The 22,752-nt window shown below is 62.9% G+C and carries 23 protein-coding genes; 8 read left to right on the forward strand and 15 right to left on the reverse strand.

Translation table 11 applies throughout. The annotated features are described in order from the left end of the window. The first annotated feature begins 9 nt into the window (after positions 1 to 9). From AMK02_RS22905 to AMK02_RS22935, 7 genes are read left to right on the forward strand one after another with little or no spacing between them, the layout of a single operon-like run. Positions 10 to 1,524, forward strand: coding sequence for a sugar ABC transporter ATP-binding protein (locus AMK02_RS22905; protein ID WP_064807047.1), 1,515 nt, complete (start codon positions 10 to 12; stop codon positions 1,522 to 1,524). Beyond that, positions 1,521 to 2,483: an ABC transporter permease gene (locus AMK02_RS22910; protein WP_064807048.1), complete on the forward strand. Its 963-nt coding sequence runs from the start codon at positions 1,521 to 1,523 to the stop codon at positions 2,481 to 2,483. Before AMK02_RS22905 ends, AMK02_RS22910 begins: the two co-directional genes overlap by 4 nt. Then, a complete protein-coding gene (locus AMK02_RS22915; RefSeq protein ID WP_064807050.1) occupies positions 2,480 to 3,421 on the forward strand; it encodes an ABC transporter permease in 942 nt (313 codons plus the stop codon). The genes AMK02_RS22910 and AMK02_RS22915 overlap by 4 nt, the downstream gene beginning before the upstream one ends. Further along, a complete protein-coding gene (locus AMK02_RS22920) occupies positions 3,418 to 4,374 on the forward strand; it encodes an amidohydrolase family protein (RefSeq protein ID WP_064807051.1) in 957 nt (318 codons plus the stop codon). Before AMK02_RS22915 ends, AMK02_RS22920 begins: the two co-directional genes overlap by 4 nt. Next, a complete protein-coding gene (locus AMK02_RS22925; protein WP_064807054.1) occupies positions 4,367 to 5,677 on the forward strand; it encodes an alanine racemase in 1,311 nt (436 codons plus the stop codon). The genes AMK02_RS22920 and AMK02_RS22925 overlap by 8 nt, the downstream gene beginning before the upstream one ends. A gap of 37 nt (positions 5,678 to 5,714) precedes the next feature. After that, the gene (locus AMK02_RS22930; RefSeq protein ID WP_064807056.1) at positions 5,715 to 6,059 is read left to right on the forward strand and encodes a RidA family protein; all 345 of its coding nucleotides are present in this window, start codon (positions 5,715 to 5,717) and stop codon (positions 6,057 to 6,059) included. 31 nt (positions 6,060 to 6,090) lie between these two features. Further along, positions 6,091 to 7,104 carry a succinylglutamate desuccinylase/aspartoacylase family protein gene (locus AMK02_RS22935; RefSeq protein WP_064807057.1) on the forward strand — a complete coding sequence of 338 codons (1,014 nt, stop codon included), beginning with the start codon at positions 6,091 to 6,093 and terminating at the stop codon, positions 7,102 to 7,104. A 24-nt stretch (positions 7,105 to 7,128) separates the two neighbouring features. Here AMK02_RS22935 and AMK02_RS22940 read toward each other — a convergent pair whose 3' ends face one another. The 9 genes from AMK02_RS22940 to AMK02_RS22980 form a co-directional block, all read right to left on the reverse strand. Beyond that, the gene (locus AMK02_RS22940; protein WP_064807059.1) at positions 7,129 to 8,313 is read right to left on the reverse strand and encodes a hypothetical protein; all 1,185 of its coding nucleotides are present in this window, start codon (positions 8,311 to 8,313) and stop codon (positions 7,129 to 7,131) included. Positions 8,314 to 8,423: 110 nt separating this feature from the next. Continuing rightward, complete coding sequence (locus tag AMK02_RS22945; RefSeq protein ID WP_064807061.1) at positions 8,424 to 9,365, reverse strand: sugar phosphate isomerase/epimerase family protein; 942 nt, start codon at positions 9,363 to 9,365, stop codon at positions 8,424 to 8,426. A gap of 81 nt (positions 9,366 to 9,446) precedes the next feature. Next, the gene (locus tag AMK02_RS22950; protein WP_064807063.1) at positions 9,447 to 10,619 is read right to left on the reverse strand and encodes a Gfo/Idh/MocA family protein; all 1,173 of its coding nucleotides are present in this window, start codon (positions 10,617 to 10,619) and stop codon (positions 9,447 to 9,449) included. Positions 10,620 to 10,700: 81 nt separating this feature from the next. After that, complete coding sequence (locus AMK02_RS22955) at positions 10,701 to 11,666, reverse strand: Gfo/Idh/MocA family oxidoreductase (protein ID WP_064807064.1); 966 nt, start codon at positions 11,664 to 11,666, stop codon at positions 10,701 to 10,703. Then, the gene (locus tag AMK02_RS22960) at positions 11,663 to 12,568 is read right to left on the reverse strand and encodes a sugar phosphate isomerase/epimerase family protein (RefSeq protein WP_064807066.1); all 906 of its coding nucleotides are present in this window, start codon (positions 12,566 to 12,568) and stop codon (positions 11,663 to 11,665) included. Before AMK02_RS22960 ends, AMK02_RS22955 begins: the two co-directional genes overlap by 4 nt. A gap of 107 nt (positions 12,569 to 12,675) precedes the next feature. After that, positions 12,676 to 13,497, reverse strand: coding sequence for an ATP-binding cassette domain-containing protein (locus tag AMK02_RS22965; RefSeq protein ID WP_064807197.1), 822 nt, complete (start codon positions 13,495 to 13,497; stop codon positions 12,676 to 12,678). Between the two features lie 8 nt (positions 13,498 to 13,505). Next, positions 13,506 to 14,504, reverse strand: a complete 999-nt coding sequence (locus AMK02_RS22970) for an ABC transporter permease (RefSeq protein WP_064807067.1) — start codon at positions 14,502 to 14,504, stop codon at positions 13,506 to 13,508. A 10-nt stretch (positions 14,505 to 14,514) separates the two neighbouring features. Continuing rightward, on the reverse strand, positions 14,515 to 15,561 hold the full coding sequence (locus AMK02_RS22975; RefSeq protein WP_064807069.1) for an ABC transporter permease: 1,047 nt from the start codon (positions 15,559 to 15,561) through the stop codon (positions 14,515 to 14,517). A 101-nt stretch (positions 15,562 to 15,662) separates the two neighbouring features. Then, complete coding sequence (locus AMK02_RS22980; RefSeq protein WP_064807071.1) at positions 15,663 to 16,637, reverse strand: sugar ABC transporter substrate-binding protein; 975 nt, start codon at positions 16,635 to 16,637, stop codon at positions 15,663 to 15,665. Positions 16,638 to 16,796: 159 nt separating this feature from the next. Between AMK02_RS22980 and AMK02_RS22985 the strand changes: the two genes are divergently transcribed. Next, complete coding sequence (locus AMK02_RS22985) at positions 16,797 to 17,831, forward strand: LacI family DNA-binding transcriptional regulator (protein WP_064807072.1); 1,035 nt, start codon at positions 16,797 to 16,799, stop codon at positions 17,829 to 17,831. Positions 17,832 to 17,877: 46 nt separating this feature from the next. On the opposite strand, the gene AMK02_RS22990 is transcribed toward AMK02_RS22985, so the two are convergent. The 6 genes from AMK02_RS22990 to AMK02_RS23015 all read right to left on the reverse strand — a co-directional run bounded on the left by AMK02_RS22990 (position 17,878) and on the right by AMK02_RS23015 (position 22,501). Next, the gene (locus tag AMK02_RS22990) at positions 17,878 to 18,552 is read right to left on the reverse strand and encodes a 4-carboxy-4-hydroxy-2-oxoadipate aldolase/oxaloacetate decarboxylase (RefSeq protein ID WP_064807074.1); all 675 of its coding nucleotides are present in this window, start codon (positions 18,550 to 18,552) and stop codon (positions 17,878 to 17,880) included. An 87-nt stretch (positions 18,553 to 18,639) separates the two neighbouring features. Beyond that, positions 18,640 to 19,476, reverse strand: a complete 837-nt coding sequence (locus AMK02_RS22995) for an ABC transporter substrate-binding protein (RefSeq protein ID WP_064807076.1) — start codon at positions 19,474 to 19,476, stop codon at positions 18,640 to 18,642. A 31-nt stretch (positions 19,477 to 19,507) separates the two neighbouring features. Then, positions 19,508 to 20,272, reverse strand: coding sequence for an amino acid ABC transporter ATP-binding protein (locus AMK02_RS23000; protein ID WP_064807077.1), 765 nt, complete (start codon positions 20,270 to 20,272; stop codon positions 19,508 to 19,510). Then, complete coding sequence (locus AMK02_RS23005; RefSeq protein ID WP_064807079.1) at positions 20,269 to 21,027, reverse strand: amino acid ABC transporter permease; 759 nt, start codon at positions 21,025 to 21,027, stop codon at positions 20,269 to 20,271. Before AMK02_RS23005 ends, AMK02_RS23000 begins: the two co-directional genes overlap by 4 nt. Then, positions 21,024 to 21,731 (reverse strand): amino acid ABC transporter permease, encoded by a 708-nt coding sequence (locus AMK02_RS23010; RefSeq protein WP_064807081.1) that lies wholly within the window; start codon positions 21,729 to 21,731, stop codon positions 21,024 to 21,026. The genes AMK02_RS23005 and AMK02_RS23010 overlap by 4 nt, the downstream gene beginning before the upstream one ends. Continuing rightward, a complete protein-coding gene (locus AMK02_RS23015; RefSeq protein WP_064807082.1) occupies positions 21,728 to 22,501 on the reverse strand; it encodes an SDR family oxidoreductase in 774 nt (257 codons plus the stop codon). The genes AMK02_RS23010 and AMK02_RS23015 overlap by 4 nt, the downstream gene beginning before the upstream one ends. Between the last annotated feature and the right edge of the window lie 251 nt (positions 22,502 to 22,752).

A 22,752-nucleotide genomic window follows, 5' to 3' on the forward strand; every position in this document is an offset into this window, starting at 1 on the left:
AACGTCGTCATGACGGAAGAAAACCCCCTGCTGGAAGCCCGGCAGCTGTTCAAGGGATTTTTCGGTAATCCGGTTTTGAAGGGCGTCGACATCGCCCTTCTGCCGGGCAGGGTTCACGCCCTGCTCGGCGAAAACGGCGCCGGCAAGTCCACTCTGATCAACCTCCTGTCCGGCGCCCTCCAGCCCGACGGCGGGTCTATCCTTGTCGACGGGAAACCCGTCGGGCGTTTCAGCCCGGCGGCGGCCCGCAAAGCCGGTATCGCTGTGGTTCAGCAGGAGCTGAGCCTGACGGCCAGTCTCTCGATTGCCGAAAATATCGGGCTCGGCGCCTTTCCGCGCCGCTTCGGTCTCATCGATTACCGAGCGCTTCAACGCCGGGTGCAGGAGGTGTGCGGCATGGTGGGGCTCACCGAACCGCTCGACATGCCGGTCGCCGACCTCGCGCTCGGCCGCCGCCAGATGGTGGAGATCGCCAAGGCGCTGTTCCGCAAACCGCGCGTGCTGATCCTCGACGAGCCGACCTCGTCACTCTCGGCCCATGAAGCCGGCATCCTTGCTCGGCTGATCGAGACGCTCAAGCGTCGCGGCATGGCACTCCTCTATATTTCCCACCGTCTGAACGAGGTGCAGGCGCTCTGCTCGCATGTCACGGTGCTGAAAGACGGCGGGGTCACTGCGGATCAGTCGCTCTCCGGCATCGACGGCGAAGGGTTGGTGCGTCTCATGGTCGGCCGCGAGACCGGCGACCTGTTCCCGCCGCGCGGCGCCACGACACCCGGTGTCATGCGCATCAGCGTCGAAGGCTTTTCCGCCGGCATGGTTCGCGACATCGCTTTCTCCGCCCGCTCCGGCGAGATCGTCGGCATCGGCGGGCTCGTGGGGCAAGGGCAGGAAGACCTGCTGCTTGGCCTCTACGGCGCCATTCCGGCCGCAGCCGCCCGAGCGGAAATATCCGGCAACCCTGGCCTGCCCGCTAATGTCGCCGAGGCGAATGCGGCAGGGATCGTCTATGTCCCGGCCGACCGCAAGCATGAGGGGCTGGTGCTGCCGCATTCCATCGCCTCCAATCTCATCCTGCCCTCGCTCGGGCGGCTCGCCGTCAAGGGCCTGCGCGACCGGCCGGCGGAAACCGGCCTGATCACCGATCTCGCGCACCGCCTGACGATCAAAGGTGATACAGCCCGCCCGGTACAGGCGCTTTCCGGCGGCAATCAGCAGAAGGTGGCGCTTGCCAAATGGCTGCCGCTCGATCCGTCCGTTCTGCTGCTCAACGATCCCACCCGCGGCGTTGACATCGAGACCAAGCGGGAAATCTATCTCATGCTTCGCGCCTTCGCCGCCGAGGGGCGGCTCGTCATCCTTGCCAGTTCCGATACGCCGGAACTCGTGCATCTCTGCGATCGTGTCGTGGTTCTGCGCGAAGGGCGCGTCGCGGCGATGCTGTCGCAGGATGAGATCAGCGAAGGATCGATCGTCGGTGCGGCCATGGGCGTCAACACCACGGCGCGGGGAGAGGCGGCATGAACACCAATTCCTCATCCCGGCTCTATCCCTCGATCCAGATGCGCCGCAATCGCGGCCTCTCCGGCCTCTATCTTGTCGTCGCAGCCTTTCTTATCCTCTATGCGATGCTCTTCCCGGGCATCCTTTCGATCGGCGGCTTCTCGAAGTTCACGCAGAACTGGTTCCCGCTCGCACTCGTCACCATGGCGCAGGCGCTGCTCATGCTGAATGGCGGCATCACGCTGGCGATCGGTCCGCTCGTCAGCCTCGGCGCGGTCATCGCCGCGACGACGATGGAAGGGGCGCTCGGCGCGCCGGGCGGCATTCTCGCGGTCGCCGCCGCCGGCCTTGCGGTCGGCGCCGTCACCGGCGCCATCGTCACCTATCTGAGGCTTCCTGCGATCATCGTCACGCTCGCCGGCTCCTTCATCATCAGCGGCGTCGCACTCATTCTGCTGCCGCGGCCGGGTGGCACCGTTCCCGACTGGCTGTCGATGGTGCTGGCCGGCCATACGCCCGTCGCCTTTCTGATGCTCGCGGTGATCCTGGCGCTCTGGAAAGCCTTCCTGGCGACGCCGCTCGGTCTCGGCATCTATGCGGCCGGCGACAACCCGGTCGGGGCGTTCCGTTCCGGCGTTCCCGTCGAACGGGTGAAGGTCACGGCTTTCGCGCTCTCCGGTCTGCTGGCTGCGCTGACCGGCCTCTTCGTCGCCGCGCAGACCGGCTCCGGCGATCCTGTCATCGGCACGCCCTTCACGCTAAACTCGATCGCTGCCGCCGTGCTCGGCGGCGTCGGCTTCCTCGGCGGCAAGGGCACGATGCGCGGTGCGATCTGCGGCAGCCTGCTGCTCTCGGTCATGATCAACGTCATGTTCTTCCTCGGCTTCCCGCCGGTGGCGCAATATGTCGCTCAAGGCTTGATCATCGTCGGCGCGGTTGCCGTTCCGGAACTTCTCGGCGCGTGGAGGGCAAGACGTTGAACATCGTCAGATCAGCATTCCGCAACCCGCCGCTGCTGACCTTCCTTCTGGTGGCGCTCGTGTGGATCGTCGCAAGCTTCACGCTGCGGGGCTTCGGCGCCTACGGCCATTTGCGCTACCTTCTCGAGCTCGCCGCCGTGATCGGCATCGTTGCCGCCGGGCAGACGCTGGTTATTCTGATGGGCGGCATCGATCTTTCCGTCGGCGCCGTTATCACCGTCACGGCGATCCTGTTGCCCCTGATCTCGCCGGCTTGGGATCCGACCGGCCTTGCCGGCATCGCGGCGGCGCTTGCCATCGCCACCGGCATCGGTTTGATGAACGGCGCGGGTTCCACCTATCTCCGCGTGCCGCCGATCATCATGACACTTGCCATGGCGACCTTCCTGCAGGGCTTGCTCGTCATCGTCGCCGGCGGCAGCGCCGTCACCGTCAGCAATCCCGCAGTCATCCTGCTCGGGCAGGCGCGGCCGCTCGGCATTCCCTCGGGCATCATTCTGTGGCTCGTCGTTGCGGTTGTCGTCCTGCTGCTCGTCCACCGCATGCCGATCGGCGCCCGTTTCCTCGCGGTTGGGGCGAACCCGCTGGCCGCCCGGCTTTCCGGCGTCAGCGTCACGCGCAGCACGCTGATCGCCCATACCCTGTCGGGCTTTTTCGCCGGCCTTGCCGGCATTCTGGTTCTCGGCATGAATCGGCAGGGTTATGTCGGCATCGGCGATCCCTATCTGCTGACCTCGATCGCCGCCGTCGTGCTCGGCGGCACCTCAATTCTCGGTGGCCGCGGCACCTATGCCGGGACCGTTCCGGGAGCGATCCTGCTTGTGACGGCGACGGCGCTGATCACCGTCGTCAACGCCTCGCCTGGCTGGCGGTCGATCATGTTCGGCACGCTGATCCTCACCCTCCTGCTCGTTTCCGGCCGCGAGGCGCGCCGATGACGGGACGCTACGATGGGCCGGTAATCGATCCGCACCATCATCTCTGGGACCTCGGCCTGCAGCGTCATCCCTGGCTTGAGAAGGCGCGGGCATCCGGTGAAGGGATGGTGTTCGGGAGCTTGGCGCCGATCCTGCGCGACTATGGCATCGACGATTATCGCGCCGACGCCGCGGGCCAGAATGTGGTTGCGACCGTTCATGTCGAGGCCGGCTGGTCCGCTGCCTATCCGCTGGAGGAGAGCCGCTGGCTGGATGGGCTCGACAGCCGCTCCGGCGTGGCGCACCGTTATATCGCCGGCATTGCCCTCGATCGGCCGGACGCCGCGCGCTTGCTCGAGGCGGAAGCGGAAAACTCCAACGTCGTCGGCATCCGCGATATTCTGAGCTGGCATCCCGATGTGGCCAAGAGTTTTGCGTCGCGTCCGGATCGCATGAGGGATCCCGTCTGGCGGGCGGGGCTTGCCCATGCCACGCGGCTCGGGCTGGTCTTCGACCTGATGCTTTATCCCTGGCAGATGGATGACGCGCTTGAGCTCGTCCGGGCTTTTCCGGAAACGCTTTTCGTGCTCAATCACGGCGGAAGCCCCGCTGACCGGACGCAGGAGGGCATGGCGCTCTGGCGCCGCGGCCTGCGGGCGCTCGGCAGAGAGGCCAACGTGCGGCTCAAGATTTCCGATCTCGTCGCCTACGACAATGACTGGACACTCGAAAGCCTGCGGCCGGTGATCGAGCATTGCCTCGATTGTTTCGGGCCGGAACGTTCGATGTTTGCGAGCGATTTTCCGGTAGCAGGTCTGCACGCCTCTTTCGACGAGATCTATGAGGTTTTCCGTACGGTCGCCTCGCAGCTCTCTCCGGGCGAGCAGCGCGCTCTGTTCTTTGCCACCGCCAACGACACCTACCGTCTCGGTATCGCCGAACCGGCCGACGCCCGGAGGGGCTGCCATGTCTGACCTTCATGCTGCCTGGGAAAACCTGCTGATCGATGAGCGGGTGCGAGGCTTTCCGCCGGGCCATCCGCCGCTTTCGCTCTCGGAAATCGGCAAGCAGGGATGGAAGCCCTATGACGGCAGGATGGCTCTGCCGCTGATCTCGCTCGATCGGCAGGCCTTCTCCGCCAATGTCGAACTGATGATGGCTTATGTGAAAAGCCACGGCGCCGAAATTGCGCCGCATGCCAAGACGCCGATGTCGACGGTGCTGGCAAAGGCGCTTGTGACGGCGGGTGCCTGGGGCACGACAGTCGCCGATATCCGCCAGGCCGCCGTCCTGCTCGAGGCGGGACAACGCCGCCTGATCCTCGCCAACGAGATCGGCGGCGTGGCCGCCGCCCGACGGCTTGCGGCTTTGCTCGGCCAGTATCCCGATGCGGAACTCCACGTCTTCGTGGATTCGGCAGCGCTGGTCGAAGCGCTCCGATCCGCGTGGCGAGAGCGCATGGACCTGCCGCCTCTTGGCCTGCTGGTGGAGCTCGGCGCCGGCCGGGCCGGCATCCGCAGCGCCGCTGCCGCTGAGGCAGTTCTCGATGCGATCCTTGCCGCCGAGACGTCGACCTTCCGGTTGAGCGGCATCGCCGCCTATGAAGGTGCTGCCGCGACCGCCGATGCGGCAGAGACGATGCTTCGCATCGAGACTCTGATGGCGATGACGGCAGATTTTCTGCCGAAGGTGCGCGCCCGCACCGGCCCTGACCGGCCGCTTCTTGTGACGGCCGGCGGCTCGGTGTTTTTCGATGTCGTGATCGCCGGGCTTTCGGCCGCGGTTGCGGCCGATCCGGTCTGCCGGCTGATCCTGCGTAGCGGCGCCATCTTCTTCCATGATCACGGCGTCTACGAGCGCGGCCTTGCCGGTCTCGATGCGCGCGGCGGTTTCCGTGTGGCTGGCGAGACGCTTTCGGCGGCGGCAGGGTTTCGTCCGGCGCTGCGAGTCTGGGCCGAAGTCCTGTCGCGGCCGGAGCCGCGGCTTGCGATCTCAGGCATGGGCATGCGCGACGTGGCGATGGACCAGGGCCTGCCACGGCCGCTGGCGCTCTATCGCGATGGGGCATGCCTCGGCGACCTCAAAGGCGCCGAGGTTTTCCGACTCAACGATCAACACGCCTTCGTCGCCCTTGCCGAGGCGAGTGACGTCCGCGTCGGCGACGTAATCGAGTTCGGCATCTCGCATCCATGCACCTGCCTTGACCGGCATGCCATTCTCTATGGTCTCGACCCCGAGCATTCGGTGACGGCGGCCTATCTCACAAGCTTCGGCTGACCTCTCCTTCAAAAAGCAAGAAAAGGAAAACCTGCCCATGATCCAGCGTTATCAGAAAGGTTCGCGAATGAGCCAAGCCGTCAGCTATGGCGGTCTCGTCTATATTGCCGGCCAGGTCGCGGAAAATCGCAAGGCAGGGATCGAAGAGCAGACTCGCGATGTGCTCGGCAAAATCGACGCTCTTTTGAAGGAAGCCGGTACGGACCGCTCTCGTCTGATCGCCGTCAATGTTTTCCTGCCGGCAATCGTCGATTTCGAGGCGATGAACGGCGTCTATGACGGTTGGATCGATATAGAAAACCCGCCTGCGCGCGCCTGCACCGAAGCACGCCTCGCCGATCCAGATCTGCGCGTCGAAATGACCGCGGTCGCAGCCCTCTGAGGGCGCAGTAACCGCCTGGACTGGAGACATCATGCACAGCGGCCTCGTCAACCCGATCGACTTCTCGCGTGAGGGCCGGCAAGCCGGCCACCTCGCAATTCCCTATTCGGTGGACCGTTCGCCCTATTATCAGATCCGCATCCCCGTCTTTCATTTCAGGAACGGCGAGGGCCTGTCTCTGCTGCTGATGGCGGGCAATCACGGTGACGAGTATGAGGGTGAACTGCAGCTCGGCCGGCTGATGCGGCTGTTGGATGTTGCGGAAATCCGCGGCGCCGTCACCATCTTGCCGATGGCGAACTTGCCGGCGGTGATGGCGGCCAAGCGCTGTTCGCCGTTCGACGGCGGCAACCTCAACCGTGCGTTTCCCGGTGACCCCATGGGCTCGCCGACAGCGCGAATGGCGCATTTCCTCGAGCATGACCTCTTTCCCCGGCACGACGTCCTGCTCGACCTGCACTCCGGCGGCACGTCGATGGCGCACCTGCCCTGCACGCTGATCGAGCGGCAGGCCGATGCCGTCCGCTTCGAGCGCTCCGTGTCGCTGATGCGGGCACTCGGCGCGTCCTATGCCTTCATCGCCGATAACGGGCCGGCAGCGCCGACATCGATGGGGGCCGCGGCACGGGCGGGGATTATCGGTCTTTCCGGCGAATTCGGCGGCGGCGGAACCGTGACGCCCCAGACAATGGCCTTCACGGCGGCGGCGATCGACCGGTTGCTCGTGACGCTCGGCATTGTCGAGCGCCCGGTCCTGTCGCGCGGAACGCTCCCTCAGCCCGGGCCGCTGCATCTGCTTTCGCTATCTCGGCACAGCCAGGGCATCTATGCGAGCCGCAGAGGCTGGTTCGAGCCGGCTGTCGGGCTCGGCACCGTCGTTGCCGCCGGCGATTTGGCGGGATGGTATCATGATCTGGAACGCCTGGAGCAGACGGAGGAAGAGCTGCGCTTTGCCGAGAGCGGCATGGTGATTTCCCACAGGCTGCATTGCGACAGCCAGGCCGGCGACTGCCTGATCCAGATCGCCGAATCTATCGCATCCTGAGCCAATCCCCGCGCGCGATTCCACTTAACTGATTGCGTCCACCGCGGCCTTGACCCAGTCGAGGCGCTTTGCCGGAATGAGGCCGTAGTTGTAGAAATTGACGCCGTCGGCGCCGGCATCGACGGCGGCCTTGGCGCGTGCGGCGAGCACCATGGGTCCGCTGACCTCGGGATAGAAGATGCGCAGGCCGACTCCAAGGAACTTTTCCCGCCCGATTGCCGCTCGGCCGGCTCGGATGACATCGCCGACCGCCTCCGGCGTCATGTCGTAACAGCAAAGAATTGCCCCGTCGCAGAGCTTGCCGACGGCTGCGAGATCGACGCCGCCGAGCCAGCCGTCCTTCAAATCGATAAGCACGATACGCGTCGCCGGATCGGCCGCGGCCTTGATCTCGCCGATCAGGCTGGTCACCGGTTCGCTGCGCCACGCTAGATAGGCGTGGAGATCGGGATGGTCCCGGAAGGCATCGATGCCAGCCGCCGGGAAATCGGGGAACTGCCGCTCCGGCACCGCTCGTTCGCAGAGTTCGACGATGAAGCGCGCTACAGTTCTGCGCGCGCCTTCCACGGGCACGCCGGCCCTGGCGGCGCGCGCGATACAATGATCGCAGAAGCAGAGCGACAGCAGGAAATCGTCTTCGGCATTCAGGCCGACCCCATCTTTTTCGTGATGATATTCATGCGCGAAGCCCATGAAGTTCGGGCTCTCGAGCTCGACCATGTCAGGCCGGTAGTTCGTCGTGATGTCCTGCACGAGAGTGACGACATAATCCCGCGCGGCTGGGCTGGAGGGGCAGAGGTTGTAATAATTGAGATTGCCGAAGGCGTTTCGCGTCACGTGATCGGGATGCAGCACGCCGAGACGGGTATTGTGCAGGCAGACCGTCCAGCAGGAGAATTTAAGACCTGTCGCCTCGCGCTCCCTGACGAGCGCTGCCAGCATATCGCCGCGCTCGGTCACATTGCTCGCCATCAGCGGTTGGATCAGCTTGTCCTGCCACAGGCTTTCGTCCGGCCGGAAGTAGACCGTCCCGTCCTCGGGGAAGTAGGCCTTCTGCTGCGGGCTGCGCGGCTGAAGGAAGCGGCCGGCATGATAGGAGGTCGCCAGGCTGACCCTTGTCAGGCCTGCCCGGCCGGTAAGCTCGGCGGCAAAGACGCCGAGCCCCTGGTCCTGGATATCCCAGGGATAAGTCCACATGGAAAGATGCATGGCGCGCTCCCGTCGAATCTGTCCATTTTATAGAACATGCGTCCATAATAGTGTCCAGATCGATCTTGGAGCGCCGGCACCGATTGCTCATCGTCGCCGGCGCCGCTCCATCATCGGCTGATCGTCGCCTGCAGCGCGTCGATGGAGGACTGGATCCCGGCATCGGTCGACATGGTGAAGTCTTCCATTTCGAGGCTGACCCAGCCGTTGTAGCCGACCATGCGGACGACCGAGAAGAACTCCTTCCACCACTGCAGGTCATGGCCGGCGCCGACGGCGACATAATTCCAGCTGCGGTTGGCGACGTCGGTGACGTCCTTGAGTTCGAGCAGGCCGTTGACATCAGCGAGACCGCGCTCGATGCGCGTATCCTTGCCGTGGCAGTGATGGATCGCGCTTCCCAGCGCGCGGGCCGAAGCGATCGGATCGGCGCCCTTCCAGAACAGATGGCTGGGATCGAGATTCATGCCGACGGACGGGCCGACCTCCTTGCGCAGGCGGAACAGGGTCTCCGGATTCCAGACCAGCATGGCCGAGAAATTTTCGAGCGCATATCTCTCGACCCCGACTTCTCTCGCGAGCTTCACCAGGTCATGCCAGAGCGGGAAGGCACGGTCTTCCCACTGGTAGCGGTCGCGCTCGGGCATCTCTTCGGGCCAGCTCTTGGTGTAGACGAGCCAGTTCGGCACGGTGTCGCCGGGGGCCGCTTCCGGCAGGCCGGACATCGTCACGATCGTCTTGACGCCGATTTCGCCGGCAAGACGGATCGTCTGCTCCATTTCCTTGCGGTGGCGCTTGCCCATCTCGCCGGGATCGAGCGGGTTTGCCGAGCAGTTTAGAGCCGCGATTTCAAGGCCGCGGGCTTCGATTTCCTTAAGCTTGGTTTTCAAAAGCCCCTTGTCTTCAAGCAGTTCGTCGGCGTGGAAATGTGGGGCACGCGACCAGCCGCCGCCGGTCATTTCGATGCCCTCGACGCCGAGTTCAACACATTTGTCGAGCATGTCGGTAAATGACAGGTTGCCCATCACGTCGGTGCAAATGGAGAGTTTCATCGTCTCGATCTTTCCTTATCAAAAATGAGGGCGCGCCTTGTGAGAGGGGTGGAGGAGTTCCCGGCGCGCCCCCGGAGGGAGCTATTTGAAATCGATCCAGGCGGCACCCGCATCCGCCGAGCGGACGCAGTTTTCCAGCCAGCGCACGCCGTCGGTGCCGGCCTCGATGCTGGGATAATGATGGCCGTTGAGGAAGGCTTCGTCGCCGCGGCGCTTTGCGTCGATCGCCTGGGCGATCCAGAGGTAGATGTTCGCCCAGCTGTCGCCGAGGCCCTCGGTGTGCAGGGCGCCCATGCGATCGGCTGCAAGGCTTTCCTCTTCGAGATAGGGCATGCCGTGGTGCAGGGTGCGGTTCGGCTCGCCCTGGACTTCGTAAATCAGCTGGTCGGGCTGGGCATCCGACCATTCGATCGAAGCCTTGGAGCCGACGAAACGGTAGCGCTGCGAACCCATGTTGCCGGCATTGACCGACGACACCCAGAGACGGCCGCGGGCGCCGTTATCGTAATGCATGAGAACGGTGGCGTGGTCTTCGAGCGGCGCGCGGGTCGGAATAAAGGCCTTGCGGTCGCAGAGCAGTTTTTCGATCTTCAGATGCGGCAGCACCACTTCGGAGAGATAATAGAGGTGGGTGCCGATATCGCCGAGAACGAAGGTCGGGCCCGCCGTCTTCGGATTGGTGCGCCATTTCACTGCCTCGCCGGCGCCGACATCATCGCCCGAATTGAAGCCGTGGGTATATTGCATGTCGACGATGCGGATCTCGCCGAGCATGCCCTTTTTGACCATCGCCGCCATCTGATGGACCAGCGGATGGCCGGTGAAACCATAGGTCACGCCGACGATCAGGCATTTCTCTTCGGCGAGCTTGGCGATCTCATCGCATTCGGCGACGGTGAAGAACAGCGGCTTTTCGCAGATCACGTGCAGCCCGGCTTCCAGGCACGTCTTGGTGATCTCGTAATGGGTGAAGTTCGGCGTGGCGATCGAGACCACCTCGATGCCGTCCTCGCGCCCGGCCTCCCCTGCGATCAGCTCCTTGTAGTCGCCGTAGCATCGGTCGGCGGCGACGCCGATCTTCGTGCCGAAATCGCGCCCGCGCTCGGCGTCGAGGTCGAAGGCTCCGCAGACAAGCCGATAGGTGCCGTCCCGCTGGGCGCCGGTTCTATGCTTGTAGCCCACCTGCCCGGTGCGGCCGCCGCCGACCATGCCCCAGCGCAAGGGGCGCTCGATCAATCTTTCTCCGTTGATCATCCGATCATCGCTCCTGAAATAACCTGCCGGATCACTCCGCCGCCATGGCGGCCGGACGTCCGTAGAGATTGGGTTTCGCTATCATGTTGACTGGTTCGAAGCCGCCGCCCGTAGGGCGGCGTCGGCCACGAGCGTCGCCGCATATCCATCCCAGGTGGAAGGGCCGGAGGCCGTGCCATTCGAGGCGGCGACGATCCATTCGCGGAATTCCTGGTCGTAAGCATCGATGAAGCGTTCGCGCCAGTCCTCGGGGATCGCCTGACGAATGCCGTTCGTGTCTGAAATCACGGTCGCCGGGCGGTTCGGAAGCGCGGCCACACCCGCCTCGCAGCTGACCTCGCCGCGGATGTCGTAGCCATAGGCGATGTTCACCGAAATCTCGACATCGACGAGCGCGCCGGAGGCCATGTGCAGGAGCACGAAAACCGGATCGCGCAACGCGCCGCCGCGCGTGGAGCGGCGCGGCACACGCACCTCTACCCCGGTGACTTCGTCGGACAGGAGCCAGCGGGAAATATCGGCGTCATGTACCAGCGTGTCGTTGAGCGGCATTTCGGAGGTGTAGAGCCCCTCGGGAACCGAGGCATTGCGATGCACGGAATGGAACATCAGCGGGGCGCCGAGCTTGCCTCCGTCGATAACCGCTTTCAATCGGCGATAATCGGCATCGAAGCGGCGCATGAAGCCCACCTGTATAAGCCGCCGGCCGCCGGCGGCTTCGGCCTCCATCACGCGAAGCGCGGCCGACTCGGATGTCACCAGAGGTTTTTCGCAGAAGACGGGTTTGCCGGAGGCAATGCAGGCGAGCAACTGCTCCTCATGCGCCGGCCCCCACGAGCAGATGATCACAGCCTCGACTTTTTCCGAAGAGATCAGTGCCGAAGGGGTGGCGAATACCTCCGCCCCTGCGGGGGCGGCAGCGGCAGCGCGGGCCTGATCGATATCGGTCACCCCGACGATTTTAACGCCAGAAACGACGTTCGTCAGGCGGCGGATATGATCTTGACCGATCATACCCGTACCGATGACACCAACCTGGAGGGTCATTTCGCCCCCCAGTACTTGTCGATGTAACGCTGCATTTCCGAGCGCATGAAGGTGCCGCTGTGGTCTGCCTTGTCTTCCCAGGCGAAGACGCAGGCGGTCATGATGCCGTCGAAGCCGATCTCGGCGAGCGTGCCGAAGAACTCGTCCCAGGGAACTTCGCCCTGGCCGATATTGAGATGCTGGTGCACCCGTGCGTTGGTGCCGGGCGGGTTGAGGATATATCTGAGGCCCGACGAAGCCTTGTGGTTGAAGGTGTCGCCGACATGGACATGCGCCAGCACATCCCTAGCTTCGCGCAGCATCGCCTTGGTGTCGTCGCCGAAATAGAAGGTGTGCGGGGCGCAATAGAGGAATTTGACGCTCTTCGAATTGACCGTGCGGATGATGTCGAGCGCCGGCTGCAGCGTCTCGCACCAGTCTTCGGGATGGGGCTCGACATGGAGTGTGATGCCCTCGCGCTCGAAGACCGGCACCAGCTCTTCCATCGAGCGCCACCAGGCGTCCTCGCAGGCCTCGATCATCGATCCCGTGTGGCAGCAGTAGCACGATCCTTTGTCCGGATGCGGACCGCGGCCGAACTCGGAATTCATCACGCCGACTTCCAGCTCGACGGCGATCTCGATCGCCCGCTTCCAGTGCTTGACGGCGGCCTTGCGTTCGATCTCGTCGTTGGAGGCCCAGCGGTACATCGGCAGCAGCGAGGCGATACCGACATCGGCCTCGTTCAGCGCGCGCTTGAATGATTTGATCCGCTCGGGAAAGACGCGCGGCGCTTTGAACCATTCGAGGAAATCGCCGCGCGGGGAGAGTTCGATCCAGTCGTAGCCGAGCTCCTTGACCTTCTTCGGCAACTCCTCAAGCGAGAGATGCCGATGCATGAACGGGTCGATTGCGATCTTCATTTTGACCTCCGGATTCCAGACATGATTTTCCTTTCCCGGCGGCGGTCTTTTCTGACGCTGCCGGACGTTACGTGTTTTGCTCTGTGTGTTTGTGGTGCCGTCAGCGGTTAGCCGGCCGGCGGCGAATGGCTCTCATGACTTGCAACGTAAGTATCGATTTGGGCCTCGAGATCCGCCATGGTTTCCCCGCCGGCCATCAGGTCTGTGATCTCTTCGCGGGTCTTCTCGCCCCTGCGGAAGTCGGCGGCGATCGCCCCACGGATGAGAACGGCGAAGTGATCGCCCACCGCCATCGCATGCATGACCTGATGGGTGATGAAGATCACCGCCAGGCCCCGCCGCTTCGCCTCGTTGACGATCCGCAGCACATGCGCCGCCTGCTTGACGCCGAGAGCAGCCGTCGGCTCGTCAAGGATCAGCACGCGCGCGCCGAAATGCACGGCTCGGGCAATCGCAAGCGACTGGCGTTCGCCGCCGGAAAGCCCGCCGACAAGACGATCGCCATCGTCGATCCGGGTGATGCCGAAATCCTGCACGGCCTTGACGGCAATCTCATTGGCCTTCGTGCGGTCATAGACCTTGAACGGCCCCCAGCCCTTGGTCGGCTCGACGCCGACGAAGAAGGATCGGCCGATCGACATCAGCGGAAATGTTCCGCCGAATTGATGCACCGCCGAGATGCCCTTTTCCTGCGCATCGCGCGGCCCGCTGAATTCTACCGGGTTGCCATCCATCAGGATTGTGCCGCGCGTCGGCTTGTGAACGCCGGCAAGCGTCTTGATGAGCGTCGATTTGCCGGCGCCGTTGTCGCCGAGCAGGCAGAGCACCTCGCCCGCACGGACCTTGAGCGAGATATCGTGCAGCACGTCGATCGGGCCGAAGCTCTTGTCGACATTCTGGAGTTCAAGGATTGGAATAGTGTCGGACATGGTGACGCTCACTTGTTTTTCTTCGGCGCGAAGCTCAGCGCCATCTGCCGAAAGGTGTTGTTCATCAGAACGGCGGCCATCAGCATCACGCCGATAATCAGGTTGGACCAGTTGCGGTCGATGTCGGTGAAGTAGATGCCCTGGCTGACGACGGCGAAGGTCAAAGTACCGAGAAAGATCCCGGCGACCGAACCGAAGCCGCCTGTGAGCAGCACGCCGCCCACCACGATCGAGACGATCGTATTGAAGATATAGTTCATGCCGCCCGAGACCTGCGCGGAATTGAACAAGATGGCGCCGCACATTCCGACGAAGGAGGCGGCCGTGCTCGAGAGAACGAACAGGACGATCCTGAGCCCGTCGGTCGGGATGCCGGCATTGCGCGCGCTGACCTCGTCTCCGCCCATCGCGACGATCCAGTTGCCATAGCGCGTCGCATGCAGCACGAAACCAAAAACCACCGTCAGCGCCAGCCACCACAGGATGATCACCTGGAATTTGCCGTGGATGAGGTCGCCGAAGACCGTCTTGGCCCAGGCCGGGGCATTGAGGGGCACCGACGCGGCTCCGGTCAGGATGACGGATCCGGCAAGAATGAGGCCCTGCACAGCGACCAGCGTGCCGAGTGTGATGATCAGCGAGGGCACGCTGGTGCGCACCGCCAACACACCGTTGACCAGCCCGACGGCAACGCCGATGGCGAGCACGCCAAGCATGCCGACGACGATCGGCAACTCGTAATAGCCCGAGAGGATGGCGATCGTCATCGAGCCCGCCGGGATCATCGCGCCGATCGAGATATCGAGCTCGCCTGATATCATCAGAAGGCCGACCGGCAAGGCGACGATACCGAGATTGGCGGCGAAGTTGACCCAGCTTGCCGCGCCGAAGAGCGCGGCAAGGCTGACGCCCCCGAAGGCGACATAGAAAGCGATCACCGCGATGAAGCTCAACAGGGCGCCGAATTCCGGGCGGCGTACAAAGTGTCCTATGGAAAAGCCGTTCATCTCCCTGCCCTCACTTCTTCTTTTTCGCAGCGTAGGACATCGCCATCAGCCGGAACTTGTCATTCATCATCACGGCGAGCAGCAGGAGCGCCCCGATGATGACGCTGCCGAGGTTCGGGTCTATGCCGGTGAAATAGATGCCCTGGTTGACGATCGCGAAGGTGAGCGTGCCGAAGACGATGCCCACCACCGATCCTGCGCCTCCGGTCAAAAGCACGCCGCCGATGACCACGCACATGATCGAATTGAAGATGAAGGATTGTCCGCCGAGCACCTGCGCACTTTGGTAGACAAGCACCTGGCTCACGCCGACGAAGGCGGCGGAAAAGCCCGACATCATGTAAAGCGCGATGGTCAACCTTTGCGTCGGAATGCCGGCGTTACGGGCCGAGACCTTATCGCCACCAAGAGCGAAGATCCAGTTGCCGACGGGCGAGATGTGCAGCAGCCAGAAAAATGCCGCCACGAACAGGATCCACCAGAAGACCGTCACCTGGAACATGCCGCCAATGAAATCGCCGAGGATCGCCTTGACGCTCGGGCTCGGCACGAGCGACACGCCGGTGCTGCCGGCAATGAGCACGGTGAAGCCCAGCGTCAATCCCATGACGCCGAACATGGAACCGATGGTGATGATCAAAGACGGCACGCGGGTGCGATTGACCAGATAGCCATTGAAGAGCCCGACGATCAGCCCGACGCCCAGGCCGGCGGAAATTCCCACGATCTCGGGAAGGCCGTAATGGCCCGATATGATCGCGACCGTCAGGGATGATGCCGGAATGACCGCGCCGATCGAGAGGTCCATTTCACCTGCGATCATCAGGAGCCCGATCGGCAGCGCGACGATGCCGATCTCCGCGGCGACGTTAAGCCAGCTTGCATAGCCTGCAGCGGACAGGAAGACCTTGCCGCCCAGCAAGGCGAAGAAGACGAACACCGCAATCAAGCCTAGTAACGAACCGGCTTCAGGGCGCCGGGAAAGCTGACCGATGGTCGCTTTGGCGTGGCCGCTCGAAGGAACCGAAGAGGCGAGGACATCGTTTCTCGCGTTCATTTGACACCACCATAAAGCCGCGCGACCGATCGGCCGGGCTTTTGAAAGAATGGAAGCCGCCTGCGTGAGGGACAGGCAGCTTCCGACGTTCGGCCGATCCCTTACCGGGCGCCGGCCTTCACACCTGCCAGGGTGGCGTCGACGTTGGAGGCGTCGATCACGCCGGGGCCGGTCAGGATCTCACGCGTCGGTACGGTGAGGCCGTAGTTGACGTTGCCGTTCAGGATCGAGACTGCGAGGTAGCCCTGTAGGTAACCCTGCTGGTCGATCGCGCAAAGCTGGCTGCCGCTCTTGATGTTGTTCAGAACGGTTTCATCCATATTCATGCCGCAGACCTTCACCTGTCCCTGCTTGCCGGCCTGCGTCACGCCGTTGACCGCCGAGTTGGTGTCGACGTTGCCGATTGCGAAGACGGCCTTGATTTCCGGATGCTGCAGGAGATGCGCCTTCAGGGCCTGCGCCACGGCGGTCGCCGAACCGAACGAGGTTGCCGGCAGCGGCAGTGACGAGCCGACGCCGCCCCCTTCGGTCACGCCATCGGTCATGCCTTTGCAGAAGGCTTCGATGTTTGCCGCACCGGGCAGCGTATTGAGGCAGACGGCGTTCTTGAGGTCATGCTTGGCGAAGTAGGTGCCCGCTGCCTTGCCGGACAGATAGTCGTTGGAGCCGACATAGTTCATCGCGCCGAGACGATCGGCAGCTTCGATGCCGCCGGCATTATAGATGACAAGCGGAATTTTCTTGTCGACGACCGCTTTGAAGGCAGGGTCCATCGCTTCCGGCACCCAGTCCGGACCGACGATCGCGTCGGCGCCCTGGTCGATGGCCTGGCGGATCAGCTCGGCCGCGTCGACCCCGAGATTGTCGTAGTTCTGCGGCCCGAGCCAGACGACCTTGCCACCTTGGGCTTCTGCGACCTTGCCGGCATCCTCGGCGCCACGCTTGACGATCGACCAGAACGGGTCGTCCGGCTTGCCGCCCACGACGAAGATGTTTGCGGCCATAACGGCCGTGGCAGTGCAGGTCATGATGGCGGCGGCCGATACGGTTGCCGCAAGGCGGCGAAATTTAGGCATCTCAATCTCCTCCCTTGGTCCGCCTCCCTGGCGTGACCGTGAGGAGAAACATATCACTGCTTGAAATTCCAGAAATGTGAAATCATACTAAACATGCATAAAGTATCACAGAGTATCAATCATAATGATACGAACGCTTTGACGATGGAGGGAACAATCATGCGGCGGCCGACGATCTCCGACCTTGCCAAGGAGGCCGATGTCTCCATTGCGACCGTCAATCGGATTCTGGGGGGCACCGCCTCCGTCAAAGGAACGACCGTGCAACGCGTCCAGGCCGCCGCGGAGCGCATCGGCTTTTACGGCGCGGGGGCAATCGAGGACCGGCTGCGCAAGTCGGTGCCGAAATACCGGCTTGGCTTTCTGCTGCAGCAATCCAGCCGCGAACTCTACCAGCTCTTCGGCAAGAAGATCGTCGAGGCATGCCGCGCCAGGCGTGACGAGGTCATCGACCCGGTGGTCGATTTTGTGGATCTCCTGACGCCGGAGAATATTGCCGGCCGGCTCAAGGCGCTCGGCGCAAACTGTGACGCCGTCGCGGTGGTCGCCGCCGATCACCCGGTGATCGCCCAGGCCATCCGCGAGCTGCACGAGAAGGGCAAGCCGGTCATTGCCTATATTACCGACCAATCCGCCCGCGAGCGGGCCGCTTATGTCGGGGCCGACAATTGGAAAATGGGGCGGACGGCGGCATGGCTGATCTCGAACATGACGCACGGACCGGGGCGGATTGCCGTCTTCATCGGCAATCACCGTTACCAGTGTCAGGACGTCTCCGACGCGAGCTTCCGCTCCTATGTGCGCGAACATGCGCCGCATCTGACCATCGAGGACAGCCGCCCCACGCATGAGGAGCCGAACGAGGCCTATCGGATGGTCAAGGAACTCTTGGCGACGACGGACGACCTCACCGGCATCCTGATCGTCGGCGGTGGCATTTCCGGGGTCTTGCGGGCGCTGAGGGAAGTGCCGCAGGAGCGGCGCCGAAGCATCCGCCTCGTCTGCCGGGATATTGGCCCGGAGACGCGAAAAGGCCTGTCAGAAGGGATGATTACCGCGGCCCTCTGTCATCCGCTGGAACAGACGTCCACGGCGCTGGTGGAGACGATGATCGAAACGATCACGCAGGGCGCGTCGGGCAGCACGATTCAGCGGACCATTACCTTTGAAATCGTGACGCCTGAGAATATCTGAGCCCGCGACCGGAAGGCCGGCGCGGGCTGGGAGTGAGGCGATCGTCTCAGACGTCGACGACAAGGCCCTTGGCTTTCAGCACCGGTGCCAGATTGCTGACCTCGATGACCGATTTGCCCGCCTTGTAGGCGGCGATATAACCGGCTTCGGCATCTTCGCGAGCCTGCGACAGCCGGGCGGCTTCCTGGGCTTCCTGCCTGCGCACGACCACCAGCCCGTCGGCATCGCCGACGACGATGTCGCCGGGATTAATGATTTCGCCGCCGACGATGATCGGATCGTTCACCGCGGCAATGGTTTCCTTCACCGTGCCCTTGATGCAGACGCTGAGCGAGAAGACCGGGAAGCCGAGTTCGCGCAGCTGCAGCGTGTCGCGTACGCCGGTATCGGTCACGAGACCGCCGATGCCCTTGGCAAGGCAGGCATTGGCAAGCACGTCGCCGAAGGAGCCGGCCTCTTCATATTCGCCGGCGGAGACGACGATGATGTCGCCGGGCTTTGCATAGTTGATGGCGAGCTGCAGCATGATGTTGTCGCGCGGCGCGCATCTGACCGTGAATGCCGGGCCGCACAGTTTCATGCGGTAGTCGACGGGCTTGAGACGGGAGGAAAGTGCGCCGCGGCGCCCCTGGGCTTCGTGGATGGTCGCCGGCGAAAATTTCGAAACGGCCTCGATGTCGGCTTTGCTGGGCCGTTCAGCGATGTCTTTTATATGAATCATGGGTGCCTCGCATCGTTGGTAGACGGCGGGCAAATCCCGCCGTCTTGTCTCGGTTGAATGTCTTCGGGAGGTTCCGAGACCGGTGGTCTACGGGATCGGGTCGAATTTCAGCTGCGCGAGCGGCACGACTTTGTCGGTGCGGGTCATCTTGTACTCGGTGTTCGGACCGAGCCACTTGTCCCAGATCTTGTTGATTTCACCGGACTCGTCGAGCTTGTGCAGGATTTCGTTGATCTTGGCCGTCAGCTTCGGCTGATCCTTGGCCATGCCGATGCCGATCGGCTGGTAGAGCATCGGCTCCTCGATCATCCGCATTTCCTTGCCCTTGCTCTTCGATTCATTGACGAACTTGGTCGTCGTCATGGTGTTGGCCACCATGCCGCGCGCCTTGCCCTGCTGAACGGCGAGATAGGCCGAGGCGGTATCCTGGAAGGTCAGCGGTTCCGATTTGTTGAGCTTGATCGACATTTCTGACGTCGAGCCCTTGGTCGAGGCGATGCGCTGGCCGGCATAATCGGCCTTCGTCTTGCCGGCATCGTCCGCCGGCACGATCAGCATTTCCTTGGCGAGGTAATAGGGATCACTGAACTGGATCTGCTCGGCGCGGCTCAGCGTATAGGCAAGGTTGGCAACGGTGATGTCGACGCGGCCGAGCTTGACCTCGGGCACGCGGGCTTCGACCGAAACCGGCTTGATTTCAGCTTTGACGCCGAGTTCCTTGGCGATGGCGCCGCACAGATCGACGTCGAAACCGGCCATTTCGCGGGTCTTCGGATCGGGAGAGGCGAAAGGGGGAACGTCGGCAAATGTCGCGCAGCGCAGGGTCTTTGCCGACATGATGTTGTCGAGCTGATCGGCTTTCGCGGGCATCGCCGCCGCCAGGCCGGCCAATGCGACGGTGAGGCTCAGGTATTTCCAGTTCATTGCTGTTCTCCTTTGTTTTTGATGGTTGGTCTCAATGCCTGAGGTCAGCGAGGAAACGCTGAGCCCGAGGATGGGTCGGATTGCTGAAGAAATTTTTAGGCGTCGCCATTTCGATGATCTGGCCGGCATCGATGAACCAGATCCGATCCGCGACCTCGCGCGCGAAGCCCATTTCATGAGTGACGCAGAGCATGGTCATGCCTTCCGATGCCAGGCTCTTCATCACGGCCAGAACTTCGCCGACCATTTCAGGGTCGAGCGCGCTCGTCGGCTCGTCGAACAACATCACCGGGGGCTCCATCGCAAGGGCACGGGCGATCGCCACACGCTGCTGCTGGCCGCCCGAGAGTTGGCCGGGATAGGCTCGGGCCTTGTCGGCGAGGCCGACGCGGTCGAGAAGTTTGAGCGCCTTCTCGTGCGCGACATCGGGCGCCACGCCCTTCACCCGGATCGGCGACATCGAGACGTTTTCAGCCACGGAAAGATGCGGAAAGAGGTTGAAGTTCTGGAAGACGAAGCCGATCCGGCTGCGCATTGTGTTGAGCTCCTTCGCCCGCATCGACGCATGGATGTTCTGTCCGTCGAGCGTGATCGATCCGCTGTTGATCTCCTCGAGGCGATTGATCGTGCGGATCAGCGTGGATTTTCCCGAACCGGATGGACCGCAGATGACGACCACCTCGCCGCGCGCGACCTCAGCATCGATGTTCTTCAGGACCGGATAGTCGCCGTAGCTCTTGCAGACCTGCGAAAGCCGGATCGTCTGCGATTCCTGCGCGGAAACCGACATGGTCATAGCTGCTCCGATATGATTTTCGATGGCGTGACGAGAGAGGCCGTGGGAACGTTGAGAAGTCCCGCACGTCGCCGCGTGATGCGCCGCTCGAGGCGATTTGCGAAGTAGGTGAGCGTCCAGCAGATGATGAAGTAGACGATCGCCAGGATGAGGAAGACCTGGAAGGGCTGCGTCAGGAGCTGGTTGTTGACCTGGCTCGCCGCAAAGGTCAGATCCGGCACGTTGATCACATAGCCGAGCGTCGTATCCTTGATCGTCGAGACGAAAGTGGAGAGGATGCTCGGGATCATGTTGTAGAGCGCCTGCGGCAGAATGATGTAGCGCATCGCGCCCATATAGCCGTGGCCAAGCGCACGCGCCGCGTCCATCTGGCCGGGTCCGAGCGCGACGATGCCGGCGCGGACGACTTCGCTGAGAAACGCGCTCTGATAGACCACGAGCGTCGTCAGCATGGTGACGAAGCTTGGCACATCGGCGCCGGTCAAGAGCGGCACCAGGAAATAGCTCCACAGGATGAGCATCAGAAGCGGCACGCCGCGGGTGAAATAGACGAGCGCGGTGACGGGCCAGCGCAGCAGCCGCGACTTGGAGAGCCGCGCCATTGCAAACAGAATGCTGGCCGGAAAGGCGAGAGTGATGCTGAGCGCCGAGAGGATCAGCGTGTTGGCAAGCCCGCCGAGCGGTCCGTTCGGATATTGGCCGATCAAGAGCAGCAGCCAATAGTCTTTGATGATGGCGATCATGTCCTGGATCATGCGCGTGCACTCCGGGCAGGATCGGCGCGCATCGAGAGGTAGGCGCCGATGCTCATGATCACGAGCGAGAAGAAGAGGTAGAGAACCGTGCCGATCAGGTAGATCTCGAAGGTGCGAAAACTGAGGTTCTCGATTTCCTTGACGGCATGCGTCAGTTCCGACGCGCCGATGATGACGGCGAGGCTGCTGTTCTTGAACAGGGAGACGCTGTGATTGATGAGCGGCGGTAGAGCGTTGCGCACGCCTTGTGGCATGATGACGAAACGCATCGCCGAGACGTAGCCATGGCCCAGTGCACGGGCTGCCTGCATCTGGCCGTCACCGACCGAGCGTACGCCTGAACGAAGATCTTCGCTGAAATAGGCCGCCTGGCAGAGCCCCAGCCCGATCACCGCGAAGATGGATTCCGCATTGTGGCTTGCAAGCCAATTCGCGATGCCGCTCGGCATCAGCGTGAAGATCCCGAAATACCAGAGCATGAGCTGCACCAGCGTCGGGACGTTGCGGTGATAGGAAACGTAAGCGGCGACCAACGGATCGCCGAAGCGAAAGGGCGACAGGCGCAGACCCAGCAGCAGCAATGCCAGCGCCATCGCCAGCGACCAGGACCCGGCATAGATGATGAAGGTCATCTCGATGCCATGCAGCAGCATGGAGGAATATTCGGGATTTCCGAGGATCGCCGAAAGGTCGAAACCGCTCACGGACTTGGCTCCCCGGATGGATCCGTCTTCGGCTGCGGCCTTGCGGTCTGCAGGCCGCCCATGACCTGCAGCGTCGGCGTGATCTCCATATGCCCGATATTGACGGCGACCGGAGCTGATATGGCGAAGGCGATCGCGTCGGCGATATCGGTGGCCTGCGGCAGTTCGAAACCGTCGATGAACCGCTCCCGGATGCTGGGATCATTGCCGTGGACGTGGTTGAAAATATCCGTGGCGACCCGGCCGGGGCAGATTTCCGTGACCCGCACCCGTTTGCCGAAGGCGTCGATGCGCAGCTGGTTGGACAGCATGCTCACCCCCGCCTTGGTGGCATGATAGGACGAGTTGCCGCCGAAATTGTAGGTGCCGGCGATCGAGGAAATATTGATAACGTGGCCGCGATCGCGCGCCACCATGCCCGGCACCACCAGGCGGCAGAGGTGCAGCACCGCCCGCAGATTGACGTCGACGATAAGATCGATGTCGCCCTCGTCGGCTTCGAGGAACTTCTTCGGCCGGTCGACGCCGGCATTATTGACGAGAATGTCGAATTCCACCCGAGCCGCGAGCTCGGCCATTGCCTTTCGGTCGGTCACATCGATGACATGAGGGATGCAGCCGGTCCGCGTGGCCAGCTGCTGCAGCGCCTCAGTGCTGCGGGCAGCGGCATGGACCTCGATGTTCTCCCGGCGGAGCCGCTCGACAACGGCTGCGCCGATTCCGGAGGATGCGCCGGTTACCAGTGCGGTCTTGTAGTCGGAGAATGGCATTGTCGTTCCCTTGTTGTTGATGGAGAGAGTAGCGAAGCTTTAACTCCTTGCCTAAGACCGATTATCTCTGGAGCAATAAGCAACGGTTATGGAGCCTTGCGCGGCTGCCGAAGAACAGAAAGACGCGATGTCGGCGCTATTGGCGTGGTTCGTGCTCAGCAAGGCCCGGCCCGGTTGGCGATCTCGTCGCGTTGCAAAAGCTATACGCGTCTGCAAACATGCCATCCCAGCAGATCAGAATGGTTCCCCGA

Source organism: Rhizobium sp. N731 (genome assembly GCF_001664145.1).
Taxonomy (GTDB): Bacteria; Pseudomonadota; Alphaproteobacteria; order Rhizobiales; family Rhizobiaceae; genus Rhizobium; species Rhizobium esperanzae.